Genomic DNA, 25,201 nt, shown 5'->3' with positions numbered 1-25,201 from the left:
CTAGACCTTCGTCTCCACCCGGACCAGTGTCGGCCGCCGCTCCATCGCGTTGCGGCGCAGTGCGGCACGCTCGGACGCCCGGCTGAGCTGGATATCGGCCTTGCCCTTGCCCGAGATATGGTCGGCCAGAAGGGCGACCGTCGGGAAGCGGAAGAGGTCGGTGATGGTCAGATCCGGCGCCAGTTTCGCCTTCATCTCGCGATGGACCTGGACCGCCAGAAGCGAGTGTCCGCCGAGCGCGAAGAAGTTGTCGAATATGCCGACCTTGTCGAGGCCGAGTGCACGGGCGAAGACCTCGCTGATGTCCCGCTGGAGATTGTTGGACGGCTCGATGAAGGTTGCGGGCGGGGCCTGGACCTTTTCCGTCGGGGCCGGCAGCCTGTTGCGATCCACCTTGGCGTTCGGCGTCAGCGGAAACGTCTCCATCGTCACGACATGCGAGGGTATCATCGCATCCGGCAGGGCTTCGGCGATATGGGCCCGCAGATCCTGTTCACAGACAGGCGTACCGTCGGTTCGGATATAGGCTACCAGCCGCACGTCGCCGGGGCTGTCCTTTCGGGCGACCACGACCGCCTCGCGGATACCGGCGAATGTGCCGATCCGCGCTTCGATCTCGCCGAGCTCGATGCGATGGCCGCGGATCTTCACCTGATGATCGGTGCGGCCGAGGAAATGCAGGACGCCATTGCGATCGAAGCGCGCCAAGTCGCCGGTCCGATAGATCCGGCCCTCCATGAACGGGTTGGGCAGGAAGCGTTCGTTGGTGAGCTGTTCGCGGTTGTGATATCCGCGGGCGACGCCGTCGCCGCCGATATAGAGCTCGCCGACATCGCCGGGGGGCACCGGATTATAATTGTTGTCGAGTACATAGAGCTGCGTATTGGCGATCGGATGGCCGATCGGCACGACACCCGTCGACGGACCGGCCGTGAATGTCGAGGACCAGATTGTCGTTTCGGTCGGTCCGTACATGTTCTCGATGGTCGCGTCGGTGACGGTTCGCAAGGCTGCGAGAAGAGAGCCCTGCAGTGCCTCGCCGCCGAGGAAGAGGTGCCGGACATCGCTCAGCGCCGCGCGATCCTCGTCGATCATCATGAACATGCGCGCCATCGAGGGCGTGCATTGCAGGTGGGTGATCCGATGCTTGCGGATCTCTTCCGCGAAACCGTCTCCGGCTTCCTCGCTGGCGGGGTTCTTGCTGGTCTTCACCACCTCGGCCAGCAGCGGCAGCCTTTCGAGGACGATATCGTCGGCGAGGCCGAAATCGATCAGGCAGGCAATGTCGTCGACGCCGGCCGCCTTGACCTGGTCCAGCCTTTCCAGCGCATCCTCGACCGTGCCGAACAGGCCGCTGTCCTCGAAATAGCGCAGGAAGGCGAATTCAAGGATGGCGTCCATTTCCTCCGGCGCGAGCGACTGGAGGTCGATATCCATCGGCTGGGCGATGCCCTGCGGTTTCTTGAAGGCCGGAAACGCCCAGGCATATTGCTTGATGAGGGCGGCGGCACTGCGCAGGTATTCCTTCATCGGTCCGCGCGCCAGATCCCGCACTTCATTGTGGTCCTCGCCGATCAGGGTATGCAGCATCAGCGTGACTTTGTAATCGGCCGGATTGCGGCCGGTTTCTGCAAGCGTCTGACGGTAGATGCGGATCTTTTCCGCAAGTTCGTCGACCGACTGGCCGAGCAGGTGGGTCAGCACGTTGGCGCCGAGGCGGGCTGCTTCGCGATAACTTTCCGGATTGCCGGCCGTGGTCAGCCAGACGGGAAGTTCCTTCTGGACCGGTCGCGGCTGGGTCACGACCGCGACCGTGCCGGCACCGAAGTCGAAATCGACGCTGTCGCCGCGCCACAGTTTGCGGACGACCTCGATATCGCGGGTCAGGGCCGCCTTGTTCTTCGGCGGTGCGTTTTCCGGCCGCAGCACGAAATCTTCCGGCATCCAGCCGGAGGCGAAGGCGAGTGCGACGCGCCCATTGCTGAGATTGTCGATGATCGCCCATTCCTCGGCGACGCGGGCGGGATGATGGAGCGGCAGAACGCAGCTGCCGGCGCGGATCGAAAGGTTCTTGGTGACGGCCGCGACGGCGGCACCGGTGACCGCCGGGTTCGGATAGGGACCGCCGAACGCGTGGAAGTGACGCTCCGGCGTCCAGACGGAATCGAAGCCGTTCGCATCGGCGAATTTCGCGCCCTCGATCAGCAGGCGATATTTGTCCGGTCCGGCACCGCCGTCATTGCCCCAGTAGAAGAGGCCGAAATCCAGATTGGTGCCTCTGCCGGCGGAAGACATTCCCTTCGCCTTGGCTTCGATGACTTCCGAGGAATGGATGACCACCTTGAAGCCGCGGGCAAGCGTCCAGAAGAGCTCCAGAACGGAGATATCGAAGGAGAGACTGGTCACCGCCAGCCAGACATTGCGGCGATCGGTGTTGCGCGGCACCCGCTCGTCCATGCCGGCGAAGAAGTTCACGACGTTGCGATGCTCGAGCATCACACCCTTCGGAAGGCCGGTCGAGCCTGACGTATAGATGACATAGGCGAGATTGCCGGAGGTGACGTCACTTGCCGGGCGATCCGCTGCCGCCTGGTTTCTCAAGATATCCTCGATGCAGAGGAAGTCGGTTCCCGCCAGCGTCTCGGATTTCGCCAGCCGCCGCTCGGTCAGAACCAGTTTGGCGCCGCTGTCCCTGATCATGAACGCGAGGCGATCAGCGGGGAAATGCGGGTCGAGCGGAATATAGGCGCCGCCCGCCTTCATGATGGCGAGCGCGCCGACGACCAGATCGAGCGAGCGCGGCAGGTAGAGGCCGACGGTCACGTCCGGACCCACGCCCTCAGCCACCAGCGCCTGCGCGATCCGGTTCGCCCGTTCGTCCATTTCGCGATAGGAAAGGGAGCGGCCATGGAATGCCAGAGCTTCCGCATCCGGCGTCCGGTCGACCTGACGCTCGATAAGCTGATGGACGCAGGCGGCTGTCTCGTATTCCCGCTCCGTGCGGTTCCAGTCGAAGAGGACCATGTTCCTGTCGGCATTCGACATCAGGGGCAGGTCCTGCAGCAAGGTCGCGCGATCTTCGAACGCGGAGGCAAGGATGGCGAATGCCGACGCGAGATCCTGCGCCTGCCGCTCTTCGATGCGCGTCCGGTCATAAAGAAGGTCCGCTCCGGTCTCGCCGAGCCGGAAGGTCAGGGCGCAGCCTTCGATCTCGTCGGCAAGCGCGGGATTGGAAATGTCCGCGACGCCGGCCGTCAGCTGGGGCGCCGCAAGGCCGGGATACCTGTCCGTAAGATCGCGGCAATATCCCTGGCGTTCGTCCAGCGCCTTCAGCGACTGATCGACCTGTCCAAGCAGGTCGTCGACCGAGGCTTGTCCCACGGTGGCGATCCGCAGCGGGAGCGATTTCGCGAAATATCCGGGGTGGCGGGCACAGAGGTCAATCAGCCTGTCGCTCGTATAGGCGAGGTCGAATGTCGACTGGCCGGAAAGGCGGATCAAGAAAGCCGCCGCCAGCGCAACGCGCTCCTGCCGCGAAAGCTGTCCGGACAAGAGCAGCGGAACGCTGCGAATATCCGGCGTCTGGCCGGCTTCGGATGTCTTTATATAAGGTAGCGCGATATCGGTGCTGGTTTCGAGTGCGCGGCGAAAGAAGCCTTCGTGCCGCGCAAGAGCGGAAACCGCTTGCGACAGCGTGTCCTTCTCCCGGTCGCTCATAAGCGGCAGCCGGTCGCCGGGACGCAGCACCGAGGAAAGGGTGACCTGTCTGGCGCCCTCGTGGTGGACGGCGTCGAGCAGAACCGGCATGTCGCCGGTGCCGACCGTCACGCCATGGGCGCCGACGGAGAGGACCAGGCCGGGTTCGCCATTCAGCTCGCCATCAAGGACGCGGAGGTTCCTGACGGTAAAGACGTCGCTGCCGAACCGGACCTTAGGCGTTGCCAGCGGATTGAGGTATGTCGGGCCGAAATCGAGGCCGCGCACCAGGCGGGAAAGCTCGCCTGCCGAGGCGGTGAAATCGAGCGTGCCGGCGGCTGGGGGACGCTTGAGCTGTTCGTAGTAGCTGCGGGTCGCGAAATCCTGTCGGCGGGGGTAAAGCGTGCCCTGCCCGATATGGCCGAGCATGTCGGAGAAGGTCGCCATCCCCGCTTCGAAGCATTTGGTGTTGAGCGTCAGGGCGGTTTCGTCCGCGCTGATTTCGAAACCCTGCTGTACGTAGATGTCGCCCTCGTCGATCCCTTGGGTGATCGCATGCCAGGTGATGCCGTGCCGGTCACGGCCTTCGAGGATGGCCCAGGCGGGTGTGTTGAGACCGGCCATGTCCGGCAGCAGGCCGTCGTGGAAATTGGCGGCGCCGATGCGCGCATGCTGCCAGGCCGGATCGGGGATCATTTTCAGATTGGCGATGCTGAACAGCCAGTCGTAGTCGTATCGGGTCAGCCTGGTGGCGTAATCGCCTTCGGATGTGATGACCGGGATGTCCTGGGCCTCTGCCCAGTTTCGGACCGAGCCGTTCGATGTCGCTATGGCCTGGATCTTGTGTCCCCGCCCTCGCAGAATTTCAGCGCATTGAACCAGCAATAATCCGCCACCGATCAAAACACACTTCAATTCGCCCATAAAGCTTGTCCCCACTCGTTGCTGTTCCAGGCACTTCGATAGAAACGGGGGGCGGTGCAAAACTCAACATGCGCCGGACCACCCATGCGGATGATCGCGCCTAAGCCTGAATTGCAGGCCGTACCCGCCTCTCCCCCATACGGATGATCATGGCTTCCAAAGGAGTAATTGCGATTGCCTCCGGGCTGGCAGCACATTGAGGTTGCGGGTTTGCGCTCGCGGATTTCAATGGGAAGCGGAACGAGGATCATGGCTCATTGGGGTGATGTCATGAGCTGACCTCCGCGGGCTAGGGCGGTGTCGATGCTTGAGGGGTCCAACCAGGTCTGTGCCAGCGATATTGCGATCGTCGGCATGGCTTTGAGAGTGCCGGGTGCGCGCAATGTTGCGGAATTCTGGCAGAACCTGCGAAACGGCGTGGAATCCATCCGTACGTTTTCGCCGGAAGACCTGATCGCCGAAGGCGAAGATCCCGAGCAGCTCCACCATCCCAACTACGTGCCACGCGGCGCCGATCTTCCCGATATGGAAATGTTCGACGCGGAATTCTTCGGCCTGAACCCGAAGGAGGCGGCGATCATGGATCCCCAGCACCGGCATTTCCTCGAATGCGCCTGGGAAGCCATGGAGGATGCCGGCCGGACGCCGAACAATCAGCCCGGCCCGGTCGGCATCTTTGCCGGCTGCGGCATGGGCAGCTATTTCTATTTCAACGTCTGCAGCAACCGCAACCTGATCGATCAGGTGGGCATGTTCCTGCTGCGCCACACGGGAAACGACAAGGATTTCCTGGCGACGCGCGCCTCCTTCACGTTCGACCTGCGGGGTCCGAGCGTCAACGTGCAGACGGCCTGTTCCACGTCGCTGGTCGCTGTGCACTATGCCTGCCAGAGCCTGATCTCCGGCGAGTGCGACATGGCGCTTGCCGGCGGCGTGACGATCGAATTTCCGCACCGGCGCGGATATACGTTCCAGGAAGGCGAGATCCTTTCGCCGGACGGCCACTGCCGGCCTTTCGATCATCGCGCGGCCGGTACCATTTTCGGCAGCGGCGTCGGCGTGGTCGTGCTTCGCCGGCTTTCGGACGCATTGCGCGACGGCGATGTGATCCATGCGGTGATCAAGGGCACCGCCGTCAACAACGACGGCAGCAGCAAGGCCGGTTATCTCGCGCCGAGCGTCAGCGGGCAGGCGGAGGCGGTTCTCGAGGCTCAGGGGCTCGCGGGCGTCGAAGCCGACACCATTCAATATGTCGAGTGCCACGGCACAGGCACGTATCTCGGCGATCCGATCGAGATCGAGGCGCTGACGACGGCCTTCAGGCAAAGCACCGACCGGACCGGTTTCTGCCATGTCGGATCGGTCAAATCGAATATCGGCCATCTCGATACGGCAGCCGGCGTCGTCGGCCTTATCAAGGCGACGCTCGCCGTCAACGAGGGGGAGATCCCGCCGACACTCGGCTTCGAACGCCCCAATCCTTCGATCGATTTCGAAAAGAGCCCCTTCCGGGTCAACAACAAGCTGGTGAAATGGCCGCATGCGCCCGGTCCCCGCCGGGCCGCTGTCAATTCGCTCGGCGTTGGCGGCACCAATGTCCATGCCATCATCGAACAGGCGCCGACCCGCTACGTGCCGGAGGCTGCGGCGGGCGGTGCGCAGGCCGGGGCCGATTCCGATCCGATGCTGCTGTTCCTTTCGGCCCGCCAGCGCAAGACGGTCGACCAGGCCGCCGAGCGGCTCGGATCGGCGATGGCAGCCCAGCCCGGCCTTTCGGTGGATGACGTCAGTTATACCCTGCAACATGGCCGAAAGCATTTCGACCATCGCATGGTACTGGCGGTCCGTGGCCGGGAAGATGCCATTGTGGCCCTCTCCAACCCCGGCAGCCGCGGTTTCGTTCATCAGCCCGTGCCGAACAATGCCGGCGCCATTTTCCTGTTTCCGGGCGGCGGCGCTCAATATGTCGGCATGGCAAAGCGGCTCCATGAGGAGGACCGGACATTCCGGGGGATCGTCGAGGAAGGGCTTTCCTATCTGCCGGACGATGCGGCGAAGGAGATCCGCACGATCTGGCTGGGCGAGAATTCCGCGGCCTCCGCGAAAGCGTTCCTTCGTCCGTCGCTCCAGCTGCCCGCGATCCTGATTACCGAGATCGGCCTTGCCCGCCTCTGGATGGATTGGGGCGTGAAGCCGAAGGCGCTGATCGGCCATTCCATGGGCGAGAACGCCGCAGCCTGCCTGGCCGGCGTGATGTCCTTCAAGGACGCCGTCAATCTCGTGCATCTGCGCGGAAAGCTGTTCGAAACGATCCGGCCGAGCGGCATGATGAGCGTGCCGCTCCATCACGACCGGCTATCGGAGCTGCTGCCGTCGTCGCTCGACATCGCTTCGGTCAATGCGCCGTCGCTTTGCGTCGTGTCGGGCCTCAACGAGGATCTCGATATGTTTCGCGAGTTCCTGGCGACGCAGGGCATCGATGCGACCCGTGTGCCGATCGACATCGCGGCACACTCGCGACTGGTCACGCCCATCCTCAAAGCATTCGAGGCTTTTCTGCGCGACATTACTCTTCGCGCCCCGGCAATTCCGATCCTATCCAACCGTACGGGCTTGCCGCTGAGCGCCGAAGAGGCGACCGATCCGATGTATTGGGTCGGTCACCTTCGTTCGACCGTTCATTTCGCGAACGGCATGGCGGCGCTCTCGGCGGAACCCGGACGCATCTATATCGAGGTGGGTCCAGGGCGGGTTCTGTCGTCGCTGGCGAAGGCACAAGGATCGATCCCCGCAAACCAGGTGATCAACAGCCTGCCGCATCCGGACGAGGCGGGCGACGACCGGCTTTATTTCCTTGCCGCAGTTGGCCGGGCCTGGGCCACCGGCCTCGATGTCGATATCGATCGCCTCTGGCAGGGCCGTTCGCCGCGCCGGGTCCGGCTGCCGGCCTATCCGTTCCAGCACAAGCGTTTCTTCATCGATCGCGCTGGAGCGAACGAGAAAGGCAAAAGTGCCGAACCAATCCTTTCGAAAGAGCCCGACATCACCCGCTGGGGCTATCGCCCGTCCTGGAAGCAGACGCTTGCCGACTATGAGCTCGGCGCGGAAAAACAGGCGCAATCCTGGCTCTTCTTCCTCGACGAGGCCGGGATCGGGCAGAAGCTGGTCGGTGCGCTGAGGAACACGGGGCATCGTGTCGTCACGGTATCCCTGGGCGACGCCTTCATTCGCCGCAGCGCCGAGGATTATATGCTCTGCCCGGAACTGGGCCGCGCCGGATATGATGCTCTCGTCGCCGGGCTTGCCGGCGATGGCGGCCTGCCGTCGCGCATCGTCCATATGTGGCTGCTGACCCAGGCCGAGACCTTCCGGCCGGGCTCGAACTTCTTCCATCGAAACCAGGAATGCGGTTTCGACAGCCTGCTGCATCTCGCCCAGGCGCTGGGGGACGCAGCCAGCGTTCCGGACATGCAGTTCACCGTCATCACCAACGGCATGCAGCAGGTCTCGGGCGAAGCCTTGCCCTATCCCGAGAAGGCGACCGTTCTGGGGCCGGGTCTCGTGCTGCCGAAGGAAATGGCAGGTGCGACGGTCAGGGTGATCGACATCGATCTGTCGACCAGGGTGGAGCAGCGTGGCAAACGTTTTGCCTTCACCCGTGTTGCGGAGGGGCAAGAGAAACAGGACGGCGCGGATCCGGCGGCGTTGATCGGGCAGCTCTGGGAGGATCTGCATGCGAGGCCTGGGTCGGAAGTGGTCGCATACCGCAAGGGGCGGCGCTGGACACAGGTGCATCAGCGGATGCCGTTGAATGATGTGTCGCCCGAGCAGGCGAAACTGCGCGACGCCGGCGTCTACTTCTTCTCCGGCGGGTTGAGCGATGTTGCTCTGGCGCTTGCGGATGAGCTTGCGGGCCAGTTCCGTGCGCGGATCGTGCTTGTCGGCCGCCTGGTCTTGCCGGCGCGGGAAAACTGGGAATTCTACGACCGTACCCACGACCATGACGGTATTCGCCGGGCGATCTCGGCGATCCGGCGGTTGGAAGAGAAGGGTGCGGAAGTCCTCTATCTCGTCGGCGACGTCGGCAATCCGGAGCAGATGAGCCGGGCGGTGGAAATGTCGCTTTCCCGCTTCGGCGAGATCAACGGCGTCTTTCATGCGGCCGGCACGGTCGAAGACGGGCTGATCCAGACCAAGACTCGGGACAGCATCGACAGGGTTCTGACGCCGAAAGTGCTCGGCACGACCGTGCTGGACGCGGCGTTCGAAAACGTGGCGCTCGACTTCTTCCTGATGTTCTCCTCCACCAGCACCGACGTGGTGCGGGCAGGGCAGGTCGATTACGTCGCTGCGAACGCCTATCTCAACGCGTTTGCCCAGAGCCGTTCGCATCGCGCCGACCGGGCCACCATTGCGCTGCATTGGGGCGTCTGGAGCGGGGTCGGTCTTGCGGCACGGGCGCTCGGCGGGTCGGTGAGCGACGGCCTGATCGCACCGGTGTGCGCACCCGCGGCCGGCCCGTTCTTCCAGCACTGGACGGAGGATGGGACGGGACTGCCCTGGCTCGAGGCACTGATCAGTCCCGAGACGGAATGGATGCTCGACGAGCACCGGCTTCTGTCCGGTCAGGCGGTCATGCCGGGTACCGGCTATCTGGAATTGGTTACACAGGCGGCTCGGGAATACGGACTTCCGTTCGAGGCGGAAGTGGCGGACCTCGTATTCCTGAGACCGCTTGTCTTTAACGACGGCGAGACGAAAGCCGTTCGCGTCCGGCTGGAGCCGGTGGCGGAACATTTCCGCGTCGTGGTTCTGGCAGGCCCGGCGGACGGCGAGGATGGGCCGTTCGTCAAACACGCCGAGGCGATCCTCAAACCGCAGCCGCAACAGGGGGGCGGGACGGTCGATATCGCAGCGGTCGCCTCTTCATGCAACGAGACACGGGTTGCCGGAGGCGGCAGCACGCTTCGCGCAGTTCAAGAGAAGCACATCCGCTTCGGCCCCCGCTGGGCTGTCCTGCGCTCCATGGCGATCGGGCAAGGCCGGGCGATCGCGGACCTGAAACTGGACCCGTCGTTTGCCGGGGATCTCGAAAACGGCGTTCTGCTGCATCCGGGCCTGCTCGACATAGCCACCGGCTTTGCCATGGAACTTGCCAGGGATTACGACGCCGAGACCTCGCTTTGGGCGCCGGCAACCTATGGCCGGGTGGTCCTTCACAAGCCATTGCCGGCCGAGATCATCAGTATCGTCAGGCTCGCCGACAGCAGCGATTTCGGCGAGGGTTATGCGGCCTTCGACGTTACGATCACCGACGCTCACGGCAATGTCGTCTTCGAAGCCGCGAAATTCGTCATGCGCCGGCTGGAAAACGATCTCGCTCTCGGTGCCGCGCCCTCCGCTGACGCGCTGGCTGTTGGTAAAGCGAAGCCGGCGGCCCTTTCTCCGGCGATGCTGAAGCTCGGCACCCAGGTGCGTAACGGCATTCTGCCGGCGGAAGGTTTTTCGGTGCTGCAACGTGTGCTCGGCATTTCCGAACCCCAGCCGATCATCAGTTCGATCGATCTGGATGTGTTGCGCGAATGGATCGATGCCTCTGCCGAAACCGCGATGCCGTCAGGTGACAGTTTCGAGAGGCCGGATCTCGAGAACGAGTTCGTCGAGCCGCGCAACGCCGTCGAGGAAACGCTGGCAGGCTACTGGCGGGAACTTCTCGGTATCGCCAAGGTCGGCATCCACGACAGTTTCTTCGACATGGGCGGGCATTCGCTGATCGCAGTTCGCCTGTTCCGGATGATCAAGAAGCAATACGGCCTCGACCTGCCGATATCGACACTGTTCGAGGCGCCGACGATTGCCCAATGTGCCGAGCGCATCGCCGCCGAGCTGCCGGATGGAGGCGAGGCCGCAGGATCGGAAGCAACGGCTCATACGACGACAGCCGCCAAGCCGGTTCATCTCGTGCTGATGAATCCGGGCAGGGACGCCAAGGCCGTGCCGCTGTTCATCTGCGCCGGCATGTTCGGCAATGTCCTCAACCTTCGCCATCTGGCAATGACCATGGGGGCCGACAGGCCGGTCTATGGGCTTCAGGCCCGCGGACTCTACGGCGACCACGAGCCGCATGCGACCTTCGAGGACATGGCGGCGGACTACATCGCAGAAATCCGCACCGTGCAGCCCAACGGGCCCTATCTTCTTGCCGGATATTCCGGCGGCGGCATCACTGCCTATGAAATGGCCCGGCAACTTCAGGAGGCCGGGGAAGAGGTTTCCCACGTGGTGATGCTGGATACGCCCCTGCCGCGGCAGCCGGGACTGGATCTGCGCGACCGTATCAGCATGAAGCTGCAGGATATCCGCCGCCACAAGGCCAACTACCTCGCCAAATACCTGCAGGACCGGCTGCGGGACAAGATGGACGGCCGCGCAAAGCGAGAGGCCGAGCATCAGGCCGGGCCGACGGAGCATTTCAACAACGAGAAGATCGAAGTGGCCTTCAGGCGCGCGGCTCATCAATACCAGGTGAAACCCTATGCCGGAGCGGTCACCCTGTTCCGCCCCAAGCCTGCCGTCTTCTACCGGCTCGGCGGCGGGCGCTGCCTCAAGGAGAACCGCGATATCCTGCTTCCCGACAATGGCTGGAGCGGGCACGTCACCCATCTCAGTGTGTCCGAGGTGCCGGGAGATCACGACAGTATGGTTCTGGACCCCTATGTCCGCGTGCTGGCCGAGCGCATGCGCGCCGTCGTTGCCGAGGCCGCCGGCCGGCACAAGCTTCATGAGACCGGGTCGGGGCAATCGGTTCAGACGGCCTCACCCGCCTTGGAACCGGTGATCGAGCTTGCGTAATGGTCAAAGGCGATCCGTTTCCATGGCGAGCGCCGGCGTCGATACTTTCCCCGCGACCGGCGGCACTGCTGCCGGTCGCCTTCCCACATAGAAAATCAGACCAGTAGAGTACTGAAGTAAGGAGTCTGCCGTGGCCGAAGCAACTATTTCTCCTGATTGGGATGGGAAACCTTCCGGCCCTGCAGACGTGCTCGTGTCGACTGCTCCCCCCGTCGAGGCGCAGCCGCGTTTCCGCAACGTCATCATGCGGGCCGCCGGCTGGTCGATGATGGGGTACGCCCTGCTGCAGGTGCTGCGCATCGCCAGCAGCCTCATCCTGACGCGCCTGCTGATACCGGAAATGTTCGGCATCATGGCGGTTGCCACCATGGTTCAGGTGTCGATCTCCATGCTCTCCGACCTCGGCCTCAGGCCCGCGGCGATCCAGAGCCGGATGGGAGACGAGCAATCCTATCTCGATACCGCCTGGACGCTGCAGATCCTGCACGGATGCCTGATCTGGTTCGCCTGCGTGCTGGTGGCGATCGGCATAGGACGTGCGGCCCATTACGGCCTGTTCCCGGCCGGATCCGTCTATACCGTCCCCGAGCTTCCGGCGATCATCATGGCGCTGTCGTTCTGTACCGTCATCATGGGGCTGCAATCGACGAAAATCATCTCGGCCTTCCGGCATCTCAATCTCAGGCGGCTGACGATCATGGAGATCACGGCGCAGGTGATCAGCCTCATGGTCGCGGTCGTGCTCGCCTGGACGACGGGTTCGATCTGGTCGTTCGTCGCCTCCACATTCGTATCCTGCATCGTGACCACCGTTCTGAGCCACGTATGGCTCCCCGGCACCAACAACAGCCTCTCGTGGGAGAAGGCGGCGGTCGGGGATCTCATCCGCTTCGGCCGGTGGATCATGCTGTCTTCGATCCTGACTGTGATCGCGGCGAATGGGGATCGCGTTTTTCTCGCCGGTTGGACGAGTCCGATGATGCTCGGCCTTTACAGCCTGGCCTTCAATCTCATCGCGATGCTGGAGGGCGCCGGCGGGCGGCTGTTTTCAACCGTTGCGATGCCGGCGCTGAGCAAGGTGGCGCGGGAGCGGCCCGATCAACTCCGGAGCATGTTTCTGAAAATTCGGCTTCCTTTCGATCTGGTGTTCATCGGAAGCGCCGGGGCGATCTTCTCGGGTGGCAGAGCGATCATCGAATTTCTCTATGACGACCGTTACCTGGACGCCGCGCCGATCATTCAAATATTGTCGTTCAGTCTTTTGACCACGCGTTTCGGTCCGCTGTCGGCGATCTACCTCGCCGTCAACGAACCCCGAAACCAGACGGTCCTCAACTTTGTCCGGGCGGTCTCGATTTTCGTCTCGATCCCGCTTGCTTATTATACATTCGGATTTTACGGCGCGTTGTGGGCGATCGCCCTTTATGGCCTGCCGGTTTTCGCCGTCATCTTCTATTTCAACCGGCGCCACGGCCTGCACAGCCTGCCCTATGAAGCCGGCGTTCTTTTGGCTTGGCCGGCCGGGTTCCTGGCCGGAACCCTCGCGACGATGGTTTTCGAGCGCGTCGGCGGCATGTTCTGATTCCAATCAAATCAAAAGCTGCCGGTAATTCAGCCGAGCGACGGCGATGGAAGATTCCATCTTACCCCTAAAGCGGTAACATTCTCCCACTTCCGATAGATTGATGAAGAGGAGAGCTCGAAATACCATATTCGTCAGAAGATACTTGTGGCGTCTCGGGGGTAACGATTACTCAACCGCCATATTCATGTAATTTCAGCAAGTGCAATGTGGAAATACTCCATGCGCAAAACCATAAATTCACCGGATGCTGTGGGCATGGCGCGGTTCGTCCCCCGTAGAGGCTACTCCCATCGCAGAGGGTTTTGCAGATGAGCGTAACAGTCCCGGATTCCGACAGCCTTCTCCCGGCCTCCCGTGCATGGCCGTCCGCAGATCATATTTCCCCACAGCGCCGGACCGAAAACGGTGCGCATTCCAGCATCACGAAATCGCCAGGCAAGGCGCTCCGGCCCTTGCTGATCGCGGAGGCGGCGAACCCGGAATGGACCAGCGTGCCGCTGGTCGGCTGGAACCTTGCCCACGCCATCATGCAGAGAACCGACGCCCTGCTCGTCACGCAGATCCGCAACCGGGATGCCCTGTTGCGCGCCGGTCTGGTCGAGGAGCGCGATTTCATCGCCATCGACAACGAAAGAGTGGCGCGGGCCTTTTATCGCCTCAGCGAGCGTCTGCGGGGCGGCGCGAACAAGGGCTGGACGGTGGTGACGGCCCTTTCCTCGTTTTCCTACTATAGTTTCGAGCGCGAAGTCTGGAGGCTGCTTGGCAAGCGGCTGATGGCCGGCGAATTCGATCTGGTGCACCGGATCACTCCGCTCAGCCCCACGAGCCAAAGTCCGATCGTGGGCAAGCTTAAAAAGTACGGCATTCCGTTTGTGCTCGGCCCTCTCAATGGCGGCGTTCCCTGGCCGAAGGGCTTTTCCGACGTGCGAAGCCGTGAGCGGGAATGGCTGTCGGCAATCCGGAAGCTTCACTTCCTGATGCCGTCCTACCGGGCGACGCGCTCGGAGGCGGCAGCCCTTATCGCCGGATCCCGCCACACACTCGGGGAACTTCCGGCAAGCTGTGCGGAACGGGCTTTTCTCATTCCGGAAAACGCGGCCGATCCGGAGCGTTTTCCGTTTCAACTACGGGAACTCTCCGGCGACAGGCTGGCGATCGCCTTTATCGGCAGGCTGGTGCCCTATAAGGGCGCCGACGTCCTCATCGAGGCCGTGGCTGCCTATCGCGGACGCTTGAATATCGAGGTTCTCATTGTCGGCGACGGTCCGCAGCGAAAAGAGCTGGAAGAGACGGTGCGCCGGAAGGGGCTTTGGAAATCCGTCAAGTTTGCCGGGTGGGTGGAGCAAAGGGACATGGCGTCGACGCTCGCCGGATATCACGTGCTGGCGCTCCCGAGCGTCCGGGAGTTTGGAGGGGGCGTCGTTTTGGAGGCGATGTCGATGGGTCTTGTCCCGATCGTTGCGAATTACGGCGGCCCGCCGGAGCTCATCGACGATCAGTCCGGCATAGCCGTCGATTTTCAGGACCGTGAAAGCTTGATTGCCGGTTTCACCAAGGCATTCGAATACCTGGAAATCAATCCAGGACTTGTGTCTTCGCTCAGTAATGCAACTTCGAGGCGTGTCCGGAAAAGGTACAGCTGGCAGGCCAAGGCTGCCCAGATGACGGAGATTTACAACTGGATCCTGTATCGCGGGCCGAAACCTATCTTTTGACGTGCACGTTAACTATAAACAGATATGCAATTCCGTATCAGAACTTAGCCCTGCGTTTTGATAAATATTTTTATCTATTTGCTTACTTGCTGATAGACTAAATTACGTATCGGTTGTATATTGATGTTAATAAAAGGTTGATAGGTGATAAGACAGTCTGTTGGCGTACTTCTGGTTGCGGTTCCTGAGGGGGACAATCATCCTAGACTTCAGGTAAGGGGGTAAAATGAGTTCCACACCAAGCGGCTACAGCCGTTCTCCTGCTGTGGCAGAATCCTTTCGCATTATGAATGACATCCCAAAGCTCGCCGAAAGAGACGATCGGGGCGCCCAGGGAATAAACCATGACGGATGCCTGGTGATCATCGACGCGAGAGCGCTTGATCGTGAATGCCTTGCCAAAGCCCTTATCGGGCGCGGCCTCGAGATGGATGTCTGTGCTGTTGGCTCCATCGAGGAATGGAAAGTAGAAAAAGACCTCTATCCGCCGGTTCAAGCCGTTCTGTTCAATATAGGTGGCCGCAAGGCTGAAGATACTGCGCTTGCAACCGACATCTCGAAATTGACCTCCGAGTTCAAGTCGCCGCCGATCATCGTGCTTTCCGACTCTGACGATCTCGCACAGGTCGTGAAAATGCTGGAATACGGGGCTCGCGGTTTCATTCCATCCTGCGTCGGTATCGGCGTCTGCGTGGAGGCGATCGGGCTGGCCGTTGCCGGCGGGATTTTCGTCCCGGCAAGCAGCGTCCTCTCCATGCGCCATCTGGTCAGCGCCGCGACACCGTCGGCGGAACACCGGCCGCTCTCGGGGATGTTCACGCTGCGCCAGGAAGCGGTGGTCGAAGCCCTTCGCAAAGGCAAGGCAAACAAGATCATCGCCTACGAACTCAATCTTCGTGAAAGCACGGTCAAGGTTCACATCCGCAACATCATGAAGAAGCTGAAAGCGACCAATCGAACCGAGGTCGCCTATAAACTCAATGACCTCTTTCCGTACGGAGCGACCAACTAGCCGTTCGGCGGTTCGAACAGGGCGGACCACATCTGAAATCACGGCTGCGAAATCAGAGGCTTCGCAGTTGCAGTAAGCAAGTATGACGAAACCACGTCAGCGCTGACAGGGGCGTTGCCGCGGGACAGCCCCCGGCTCTGAAGACCTCCCGGCAGGAGGGTTGGCCGAAGCTGACGGTTGTCCACATGCCAATAACTTGGCGAAAGATCAGAAGAACGGCGCAGCGCGCACGTTCTGCCAACGCTCGATCAATCCATGCGCCTTCATCTGGCGGTCAGGCAATGCCGAAAGGGGTTCGGTACGCCGGCCGTGAGATCGATCCCGTGCGTCCTGGCGACCAGATAATCCTGGTGATCGGATAATCATCGGTTCGCCTGGACGTTGCGGGCATCACCGCGAAGCACACGCTGCTAAGGCGACGGTCTCGGCAGAGCCTTCCAGTTCGGATCCGGCCAGACGAAAGGGTTGTCTCCGGCTTTGGGATGGGTTTCGGCGAAATAGCCCTGGCAGCGTCCGACCTCATTCGGTTCGGCGGCAAGCGTCCAGTAGCTTCGGCAGACCTTTTCGACGATGACGCGCCGGCATTCTGCCATGTCCGGCGGGTGCGAGCTTTCCCGCTTCAGAAAATCCCGGGTTACGGCCCAGGCAATGCTTTGCAGCTCCTTCGCAATATCGCGGGGCACGGTCGGCGGTGCGGCAGCACCCTCGGGCGACTGGCGATAGATTGCCGCATAGTGGACCGCAGCCACGAAATAGATGCCGATGTCGGTCAGGTGGACATTGTCGCGGAATATCCGGTCGAGCTTTTTGCGGGTGTTCCCGCTCAGTCCGGCGACCTCGCCGTCCAGGGTTTTTCTTACCAGTTGCACGAGAGCGAATCCGGCCGGCACGACGGAGAGATTGGCCGGGCGATTTTCTGCCTGCAGCGTCAGCCTCACCTTTTCTGCGACGCATTGCCATACGGTCGAGGCGTTTGTCTCGTGTTCCAGCCACAGCGTGGGATTATCCTTGTCCACATCCAGCCAGGTGTGGACATAGAGGGTTCGCCCTTGCGGGTTCCCGTCGAGAAGGCGGTCGTGAAAATGGCGTAGATAGCCTATCGCATTTTCCCATATGATCGAGCCGAGCGATCCGTGGTTTTCCGCGACGACAAGAGTGTCGTAGGGCCTGCCGGTGCGAACATGGGTCGGGTGGCGCAGCTCCGCGATAACATCCATCCCGTCGCCATTGCGGTTCTTTCCGTTCTTGTATCCGGCCCAGCCGCTGCTTTCCGCGTCGTCGCCGCGGGTGCGGGCCCGCAACGGTGACCCGATGACGATCTGCTCCTCCCAGGCGACGGACTTGCCCAGGCTCCTGGCGATCAGCTCGACCCAGTCGGGCAGGGGATTGTCGATCAGGCTGTGACCGGTGAAGAAAATCTGCGCGGAATTCCGGGGCGAGGCCGGCGGGATTTCCTGCGGCAGGGCCGCACCGGACAACAGACAGGCGAGAGAGGCGGCAACGAGGCGTCTGGCCGCTCTAGATCCGTTCGGGAGCATCGGGCCTCTCCATCGTCCCGTCCGCATTCTCGGGCACAGCCGCAGGGCTCCCGCGCCCATCCTTTTCCGGTTGCCCGCTGCGAACCTTCCGGGTCGCGCCCGAGGCGCCGCCGAATACCCAATACTTGTTGAGGATAAAAAGCGCCGCCGGCACGAGGGTCGCCATGAAAGGCAGGGCATAGATGCTCTGGTAGCCGAGCGACGTGACGATCACGAAGACGATCAGAGTATTGAAGAAGAAACCCGCTATACTTGCGGCCAGGAAGCGGATCAGGCGCGCGGATGTAAGCCAGCGGCCCTCCCGGTCGTCTCGAAAGGTCCAGCCTGCCTGCCCGGTGAAGGAAATTCCGAATGCCAGGACAAAGGCGATGGTATTGGCCGTCAGCGGCTCGACGCCCAGAAGTTCCGCGAGCGCGGAATAGATGCTCAGATGGGCGGCCGTCGCAAGCACGCCGACGGTCCCGAAGCGCCCGATCTGCCCCATGAGCGCAGCCGCCTCGGATCTGCGGCCGGTCCCGACGTTCGATCTAACCAGTTCAGTCATCACCCAGCCCCAGTCAGGAGTGCGAATGATCTGGCAGGCAGCAAGACCCGCCAAATCCTCCTGTGGCGACCATACACGCCGGATCGCCGAGCCATCATCCTGCCCAAAAGGCGTAAGGCTGGCCGCATCGCGGACGTAACGTTTCCATCAAAAGCATAAGTGGGCAAGGGCGGAGGTGTCGGCCTAGGATTGTCGCATCGAACCCGCGAGGACCGCGATGCCGAAGCGCCCAATTGACAGCAGGCCCATATCGACGATCAGTCTGATCATACCGGTCCACAACGAGGAGGAGGCCATAGCCCCATTTCTCGAAGCGGTTCAGGAAACTCTCGACCCCCTGCGCGAAGACGGCCTCCTGTTCGAATTCATCTTCATCAACGACGGCAGCCGGGACCGGACGCTCGATCGTCTGACGGAAGCGCAGCGCGGTGAACCGCGCATCCGGATCATCGACCTGTCGCGCAATTTCGGCAAGGAAGCGGCGATGACGGCCGGGCTCGATGCCTGCCAGAGCGATGCCGCCATTCCGATTGACGTCGATCTGCAGGATCCTCCGAGCGTCATCCCCTTGCTTGTCGCGAAATGGCGCGAAGGCTTCGACGTGGTGTTGGCCAAGCGGGCGGATCGGTCGAGCGACGGCTTTCTGAAGCGTTACACCGCATCCATGTTCTACCGGCTGCACAATCTGATCGCCTCGCAGGAGATACCGCCCAATGTGGGTGATTTCCGGCTGGTTGATCGCCAGGTGATCGATGCGCTCAGGCAGCTTCCGGAACGACGCCGTTTCATGAAGGGCCTGTTTGCCTGGGTGGGCTTCAAGACGACGGTCGTCGAATACGTGCGGGAAGCCCGCGTCGCCGGGCATTCGAAATTTTCCGGATGGCGGCTGTGGAATTTCGCGCTGGAGGGCATCACGTCCTTCTCCAGCGTGCCGCTCGAAATCTGGACCTATGTCGGGGCCTCGATCTCGCTTGCGTCCTTCGGTTATGGCCTGCTGACCATATTCAAGACGCTGTATTTCGGCGTGGAAGTGCCCGGTTATGCGTCCCTGCTGGTCAGCATGCTGTTCCTCGGCGGAATCCAGCTGATCGGCATCGGCATACTCGGCCAGTATCTCGGGCGCGTTTATGCCGAGATCAAGCAGCGGCCGATCTATATCGTGCGGCGGGACCTCGCCGCACAGGCTCCCCAGAACAATCTGGTTTCGATCGGCCCGAGAGTCCGCCGCCGGCGTGCCACGACATGAGTGTGAACATGGACACCGCGCAAAGCGCCTATCCCGGGACAAGCAGGCGCGACGAGGCGCCCGGCCAATACGAAACATCGCCGCCGGGGACCAAGAAGCCGCAAAGCCTGCAGGGCGCGGCGCGGAGATGGCCTTCCGTCGCGATCTTTCTCGTGCTGCTGATCGTTGCCGGAATAGCGCTGCGGATTTTCAATCTCTTTCTCGATGCCTCGCTATGGGAAGACGAGATTTTTTCCGTTGCGCTGGCCGAGAGCCCGCTCACCGATCTGCTTTTCGCGGCCTTGCGTTTCGATACGCATCCGCCGCTCTACTATGTCCAGCTGCATCTGTGGGCGGCGCTCGGCGACAGCGATCGCTGGTACATCCTCAACTCGACGCTTCTCGGCATCGCGTCGATCGCGGCGATTTATGAGGCCTGCAGGCGCATCTTCGATCGCAGCGTCGCGCTCTGGGCAGGCGCGATCTTCGCCGTGATGCCGCTGCAGCTGTTTTTCGCGGAAAATGTCCGCATGTACCCGATGCTCGCCATACTGGAGATCGGTCTCTGGTACGTGCTGCAGGCGATGGTGACAGATCGTCATGCATCGAGGGGAAGGTTGGTTGCAGCGCTGTGCCTGGGGCTGGCCGTCACCCTGACACACGGGCTCGGGTTCTTCGTGGCCTTCTTCCTCTTTCTGCAGGCGGCGATCCGCCTCAGGCAGCGTGCGACGGGCCGGGATGTCCTGTTTCTGGTCGCCACCTATCTCGTGGTGGCCCTTGCCGCCGTCTATCCGCTGGTGATCGGGGCGATCCGCCAGACGGAGGGGATCGCAGGCTTCGACCTGCCGACCATCGGCATCCATCTGACGCTGACGCTTCTCGGCCTCGAATTTCCGTGGCCGACCGTTGCGGGTTTCCTGATCCTGCCGCTGGTAACGCTCCTGCCGCTTTCGGATCCCCGGGCCCGCTGGATCGGCGGCATGCTGGTACTTTTGCCGTTCGTCGTGCTCTTTGCCATCTCGCTGCTTGCCAAACCCGTCTTCATCTACCGAACACTTGGGCTTTTCCTGCCGTTCCTCGCCATTTCGCTGGCGCTTTATGCGGATGCGGTCTTCAGGGCTCCGGCCATTGCCCAGCGCATGATCGTTTCCGCGATCGCCATCGTCATGGTGGCGGGCGGTATCAACTACACGGTGCGCTTCGAAAAGCGGGGATATCGGGAGATCGTCGCGGCATGGGAGGCACGCTCTCCAACGGATGCCGTGATGATGACCAACGGGCCTTCGGAATTCTGGGCGGTGCTGCGCTACCTGAACAACGGAGAGGGCAGGCGGAGCGCACTCGATGTCCAGCCTCCGGTCAGGGACGGGATGTTGCGGATCAAGCAGAAACTGGAGGGCGTCGGTGCCGCGAGCCTGGGGCTGTTCGGGCGAGCGAACTACGCACAGGTCGGAGGGCGTAGGATCTATCCGTATTTTGCCGAGGACGTCGCATCCGGCCTGCCGGGGTTCTGGATGCTCAACCCGCCGAAAGCCGACTGCGTCGCGGTGGAAACGGGACATGACAACGGCGTTTCCGCCTACCAAAACGACGCCGATATTGCGCTTGGCGGCAACCGGCTCATGCAATGCCGTAACGTGGGGTTCGTGCCGAAAGTATAGTTTCCTGCCGATGTCGGTGGATTTCACCGGCGATCGGCATGGATCTCACCCATCTCGGGTGGCCGGTATGGCGCGAAATGACGTATCGCCGAACGGGATGAGAAGAAATTTAATAAAATTCTATACAGTATAGTTGGTGTCTTGTTTTCTGATCCACGGGCGATTTGCTTCAGGGTGTGGGGATATTCAACGACGCCTGTCGCCGGCCGACAGATTTTCCGAAAGCAAATGGCGCTTACTGGGTCGGGTAAAACCTGGCGCTATGGCCTGTTTGCTTGTTTTAATCATACGCAGAGTGTGCCTCTCCCGCCGCCTTGCCTCACAAGACCGGCCTTCGAATCAGCCGCCATCCGTCTGCGAATCGACCGCCCGAGTGGCGCGGTATCCGGATCAGGCTGGGCGCAAGGCCGTAACAACCACCCCGGTTACCATTTGAAAACCATGTTTTCCGTCCGGAAGGGGCAAGATGTGTGGCTTTAATACGTCTTCTGCCGCCGCAGTTAACCTTCCGTGAATAATTCCTTTTCCAGCACATAACCGGCTATATCCCGAAGGTTAAGGAACTCTTGCTTTATATTTGGGGGCGGAGTTGATTGCGGCACAGTTTTTATTGGGGGTTAGAGTCATGTCCGTTGAAGATCCGCGCCTGTCGAGCATTTCGGAAGAAAATCTGGCTGAGAATTTCTCGTCGGAAATCCAGGAGGAGATCGCTTCTTCTTCGACGCCTTCGCCGATCGAGCATGAGATCCAGGTGGCGCAGGCCGGTGACGGCCGCACCCCGACGACAGGCCGCCTTCCGACAGATCCGAACGCGCCGGCCGCTCCTCCTGCCGCTCCGGCCGCGCAGGTGACCCCGGACGCCAACAACGTCATTCATCTTGCGGCAAACGTCTCGATCGACGATGTCCGCGTCGATGGCGCGAACCTGATCCTGGTCCAGGCGGACGGCACCGAGGTCGTCATCGTCAACGGCGCGGCGAAGATCCCGACCATGCTGATCGGCGAAGTGGAGGTTCCCCAGCAGGTTCTCTTCGCGGCACTGGAAGACAGCGGCATCAACGTCGCAGCCGGTCCGGATGGGTCCTTCAGCGCGACCGGCCGTCCTGACAGCTCCGGCGCCGAATTCGAAGACTCGATCCAGCAGAGCCAGAATGGCCCCATTCAGCTGGCCTCGCTGCTCGGCGACACGGAATTCGGCGACGGCGGCCCCGGCGGCCCCCAGACGACGGGAGACGATCAGCCGATCGCGGTCGACATGTCTACGCCGTTCGGCCTGACGGAATCGGTGCTGGTCGACGGCATCACGGGCAACGAGACGATCACCGGCGTGCTGCAGTTTGACGGCGGCGACGACTTCGGAATTGTGACTTCGGTCAATTTCAACAATGCCAACGACCTGAACGAGGGGCCGACCCCGACCGCCGGCGACACGGAAGCACTCTCCTCGGGCGGACATCCTGTCACCGTGACGACGTCCGTGGACGGCTTGACGGTAACCGGAACGATCACGGTTGGCGGCGTCACCACCACGGTGTTCACGCTCCAGGTCACGAATGCCGTAACCGGCGAGTTCACTTTCACGCAGTCCCAGCCGCTCGATCATCCGGACGGCAACCAGACCAGCGCCGACGATATTCTGCGGTTGAACTTTTCGTTTACGGTGACCGACAAGGACGGCGATGCGTCTACCGGTTCGTTCATGATCGATATCGCCGATGACGGTCCGTCGATCACGGGTCCGGTGACGCTCGCTTCGGTGAACGAGGACGATCTTGCAGGCGGCAATGACGAAGGCGAATCGCATGAGAGCCTCGTCACGTCGGCGGCCCTCGGTATCTCCTGGGGTGCCGACGCCAATATGAAGGGCGAGTCGGAAGGCGATACCTTCGGCCGTTCAATTGCGTTCAATGGCGACGGCCTGCCGCAGGGGCTGACTTCGGGCGGCGTTGCGGTCGTCTATGGTGCGCCGACGGTCTCGGCCAATGGCATCGTCACCATCACCGCATTCAAGGGCAGCGTCGAAGGTCCGGCGGTTTTCACCGTCACCCTTGATCCGACCTCGGAACACGGCACGGCGACATTCGAGCTGAAGGGTGCGCTTGACCATGCTTCCGAAAGCGACGCTCTCCCGCTGACTTTCAACTATACGGCAACGGACGCCGACGGCGATTCGCAGACCGGCAGCTTCTCCGTCACGGTCGATGACGACATTCCGGTCATCGGCGAGAATTCGCTGGTTCAGCTGGACGACGACGCGCTGACCGGCGGTATTGCTGGCGGCAACGGCGACGATGCCGACTCCGTCAACGCCACGGGTGTGCTTGCACATGCCTACGGTGCCGATGGCGCCGGTTCTGTTCTGTGGATCGGCAGCGGCCTGACGCTGCCTGCAGGCTTCACCGCGACTCCGTCCGAAGACGGCAAGGTGATGACCATTTTCCAGGGCGAACGCGCGGTCGTCTCGATCACCATCACCGACACGGTGACGGGTGCCTATGAGGTCACCCAGCTTGCGCCGATCAACCATCCGCAGGGCACGATCCCGGGCACGGAAGACAACGTCCAGTTCACGGTTTCCTATCAGGTCACCGACAAGGACGGCGACGCGGCCGCAACGCCGGGCACGCTGACCATCAATGTCGATGACGATATCCCGACGATCGGCGAGAACGCGCTGGTTCAGCTCGACGACGATGCGCTGAAGGGCGGCATCGAAGGCGGCAACGGCGACGATGCCGACTCCGTCAACGCCACGGGTGTGCTTGCACATGCCTATGGTGCCGACGGCGCCGGTTCGGTCCTGTGGATCGGCAGCGGCCTGACGCTGCCTGCAGGCTTCACCGCCACCCCGTCCGAAGACGGCAAGGTAATGACGATCTTCCAGGGCGAGCGCGCGGTCGTCTCGATCACGATCACCGACACGGCGACGGGTGCCTATGAGGTCACCCAGCTCGCACCGATCAACCATCCGCAGGGCACGATCCCGGGCACGGAAGACAACGTCCAGTTCACGGTTTCCTACCAGGTCACCGACAAGGACGGCGACGCGGCCGCAACGCCGGGCACGCTGACGATCAATGTCGATGACGATATCCCGACGATCGGCGAGAACGCGCTGGTTCAGCTCGACGACGACGCGCTGGCCGGCGGTAATCCGAACGGCAACGGCGATGATGCCGACCCCGTCAACGCCACGGGTGTGCTTGCACATGCCTACGGTGCCGATGGTGCCGGTTCGGTGCTGTGGCTTTCCAACGGACTGACGCTGCCTGAAGGCTTCACCGCGACGCCGTCCGAAGACGGCAAGGTGATGACCATTTTCCAGGGCGAACGCGCGGTCGTCTCGATCACCATCACCGACACGGTGACGGGTGCCTATGAGGTCACCCAGCTCGCACCGATCAACCATCCGCAGGGCACGATCCCGGGCACGGAGGACAACGTCCAGTTCACGGTTTCCTACCAGGTCACCGACAAGGACGGCGACGCGGCGGCAACGCCCGGCACGCTGACGATCAATGTCGATGACGACACGCCTGTATCGAAGGGTGTCGTGACGTCGGCGACAGTGCTCGACGACGAGGCGCAGGGTAATGGCAATTCGGGCACGAGCTGGCTTGGCGATGTGAGCCCGAATACAAACACTGCAACGGGTGCGGCGGGTGCGCTGTTCACGGCCGGCGCAGACGGCATGAAGTTGGTTACGATCAACGGCCCGGCTTTCAGCGTGATCTATGAAGAGGGTGGTTTTGCCAAGACGGAAGCCGTCGAATGGAGCGAGGGCGTCAAGGGCGGGAACGGCTCGACGACCTTCACGGCAACGGGTGCCGTGTCCGGCCAGACTGCCGCGGTGCTGGTCATCAATGCCGACGGTTCCTATAACTTCACCGTCGAAGCCCCCGTCGTGCATGATAAGACGCTGCCGGCATTCGAGGAAAATAACACTCTGTCGATCGGCTTCACGGTGACGGACGGCGACGGCGACCAGGCCACGGGCACGTTGAATATCGACGTCAACGACGATACGCCGAGACCGGTTCTCTCCTATGTATCGGGTTCCGCGACGCTTGACGACGAGGCGCAGAGCGAGTTCACGCCGGTCAACCTCGGCGGCACGAATGACACGTCCCCGGACGTCAAGATCGTCACGGGCGGTGCGGGCACGCTGTTCAGGATGGGCGCCGACGGTCTCGGCACGCTTGCGGTCGATCTTCCCGGCTTCAGCGTCGTCTACAAGGACGGCAACGGTTTTGCGCAGACGGAATCGGTGTCGTGGAGCGCCGGCGTGCGCGGCGCCGACGGCGTCACGACCTATACGGCGACGAGCCTCAACTATCCGGCCGGCACGCCGGCTGCGATCCTGGTGATCAAGGCGGACGGTTCCTACTCGTTCGAACTGGGCGCACCGGTTGCGCATTCGACTGCGGGAACGTCCGAAGAGAACAAGTC

10 protein-coding genes are annotated in these 25,201 nt (G+C 62.1%); 7 read left to right on the top strand and 3 right to left on the bottom strand.

Annotated elements, in window-relative coordinates; genetic code table 11:
- Complete coding sequence (locus tag J2X76_RS28830; RefSeq protein WP_310220984.1) at nt 1-4,620, bottom strand: MupA/Atu3671 family FMN-dependent luciferase-like monooxygenase; 4,620 nt, start codon at nt 4,618-4,620, stop codon at nt 1-3.
- A 303-nt stretch (nt 4,621-4,923) separates the two neighbouring features.
- Between J2X76_RS28830 and J2X76_RS28825 the strand changes: the two genes are divergently transcribed.
- The 4 genes from J2X76_RS28825 (at nt 4,924) to J2X76_RS28810 (ending at nt 15,784) form a co-directional block, all read left to right on the top strand.
- Complete coding sequence (locus J2X76_RS28825; protein ID WP_310220982.1) at nt 4,924-11,472, top strand: polyketide synthase; 6,549 nt, start codon at nt 4,924-4,926, stop codon at nt 11,470-11,472.
- 130 nt (nt 11,473-11,602) lie between these two features.
- Nucleotides 11,603-13,054 (top strand): oligosaccharide flippase family protein, encoded by a 1,452-nt coding sequence (locus tag J2X76_RS28820; protein ID WP_310220979.1) that lies wholly within the window; start codon nt 11,603-11,605, stop codon nt 13,052-13,054.
- A gap of 311 nt (nt 13,055-13,365) precedes the next feature.
- On the top strand, nt 13,366-14,772 hold the full coding sequence (locus tag J2X76_RS28815) for a glycosyltransferase family 4 protein (RefSeq protein WP_310220977.1): 1,407 nt from the start codon (nt 13,366-13,368) through the stop codon (nt 14,770-14,772).
- 226 nt (nt 14,773-14,998) lie between these two features.
- Nucleotides 14,999-15,784 carry a response regulator transcription factor gene (locus tag J2X76_RS28810; RefSeq protein ID WP_113129026.1) on the top strand — a complete coding sequence of 262 codons (786 nt, stop codon included), beginning with the start codon at nt 14,999-15,001 and terminating at the stop codon, nt 15,782-15,784.
- A gap of 410 nt (nt 15,785-16,194) precedes the next feature.
- Here the strand turns inward: J2X76_RS28810 and J2X76_RS28805 are convergent, their stop codons facing one another.
- Nucleotides 16,195-17,322 carry a hypothetical protein gene (locus tag J2X76_RS28805; protein WP_310220975.1) on the bottom strand — a complete coding sequence of 376 codons (1,128 nt, stop codon included), beginning with the start codon at nt 17,320-17,322 and terminating at the stop codon, nt 16,195-16,197.
- Nucleotides 17,303-17,866, bottom strand: a complete 564-nt coding sequence (locus tag J2X76_RS28800) for a GtrA family protein (protein WP_113129024.1) — start codon at nt 17,864-17,866, stop codon at nt 17,303-17,305. Before J2X76_RS28800 ends, J2X76_RS28805 begins: the two co-directional genes overlap by 20 nt.
- 217 nt (nt 17,867-18,083) lie before the next feature.
- Between J2X76_RS28800 and J2X76_RS28795 the strand changes: the two genes are divergently transcribed.
- From J2X76_RS28795 to J2X76_RS28785, 3 genes are all read left to right on the top strand, one after another.
- Nucleotides 18,084-19,112: a glycosyltransferase family 2 protein gene (locus J2X76_RS28795; protein WP_113285229.1), complete on the top strand. Its 1,029-nt coding sequence runs from the start codon at nt 18,084-18,086 to the stop codon at nt 19,110-19,112.
- An 8-nt stretch (nt 19,113-19,120) separates the two neighbouring features.
- Nucleotides 19,121-20,752, top strand: a complete 1,632-nt coding sequence (locus tag J2X76_RS28790; protein ID WP_310220971.1) for a glycosyltransferase family 39 protein — start codon at nt 19,121-19,123, stop codon at nt 20,750-20,752.
- A 625-nt stretch (nt 20,753-21,377) separates the two neighbouring features.
- Nucleotides 21,378-25,201: DUF5801 repeats-in-toxin domain-containing protein (locus J2X76_RS28785; RefSeq protein WP_310220968.1), on the top strand; the 3,824-nt coding region annotated here is incomplete at its 3' end.

The sequence above is a fragment of the Neorhizobium sp. 2083 genome (assembly GCF_031455615.1).
In the GTDB taxonomy this organism is placed as follows: Bacteria; Pseudomonadota; Alphaproteobacteria; order Rhizobiales; family Rhizobiaceae; genus Neorhizobium.
This window is presented reverse-complemented; position numbering and strand designations above follow the sequence as displayed.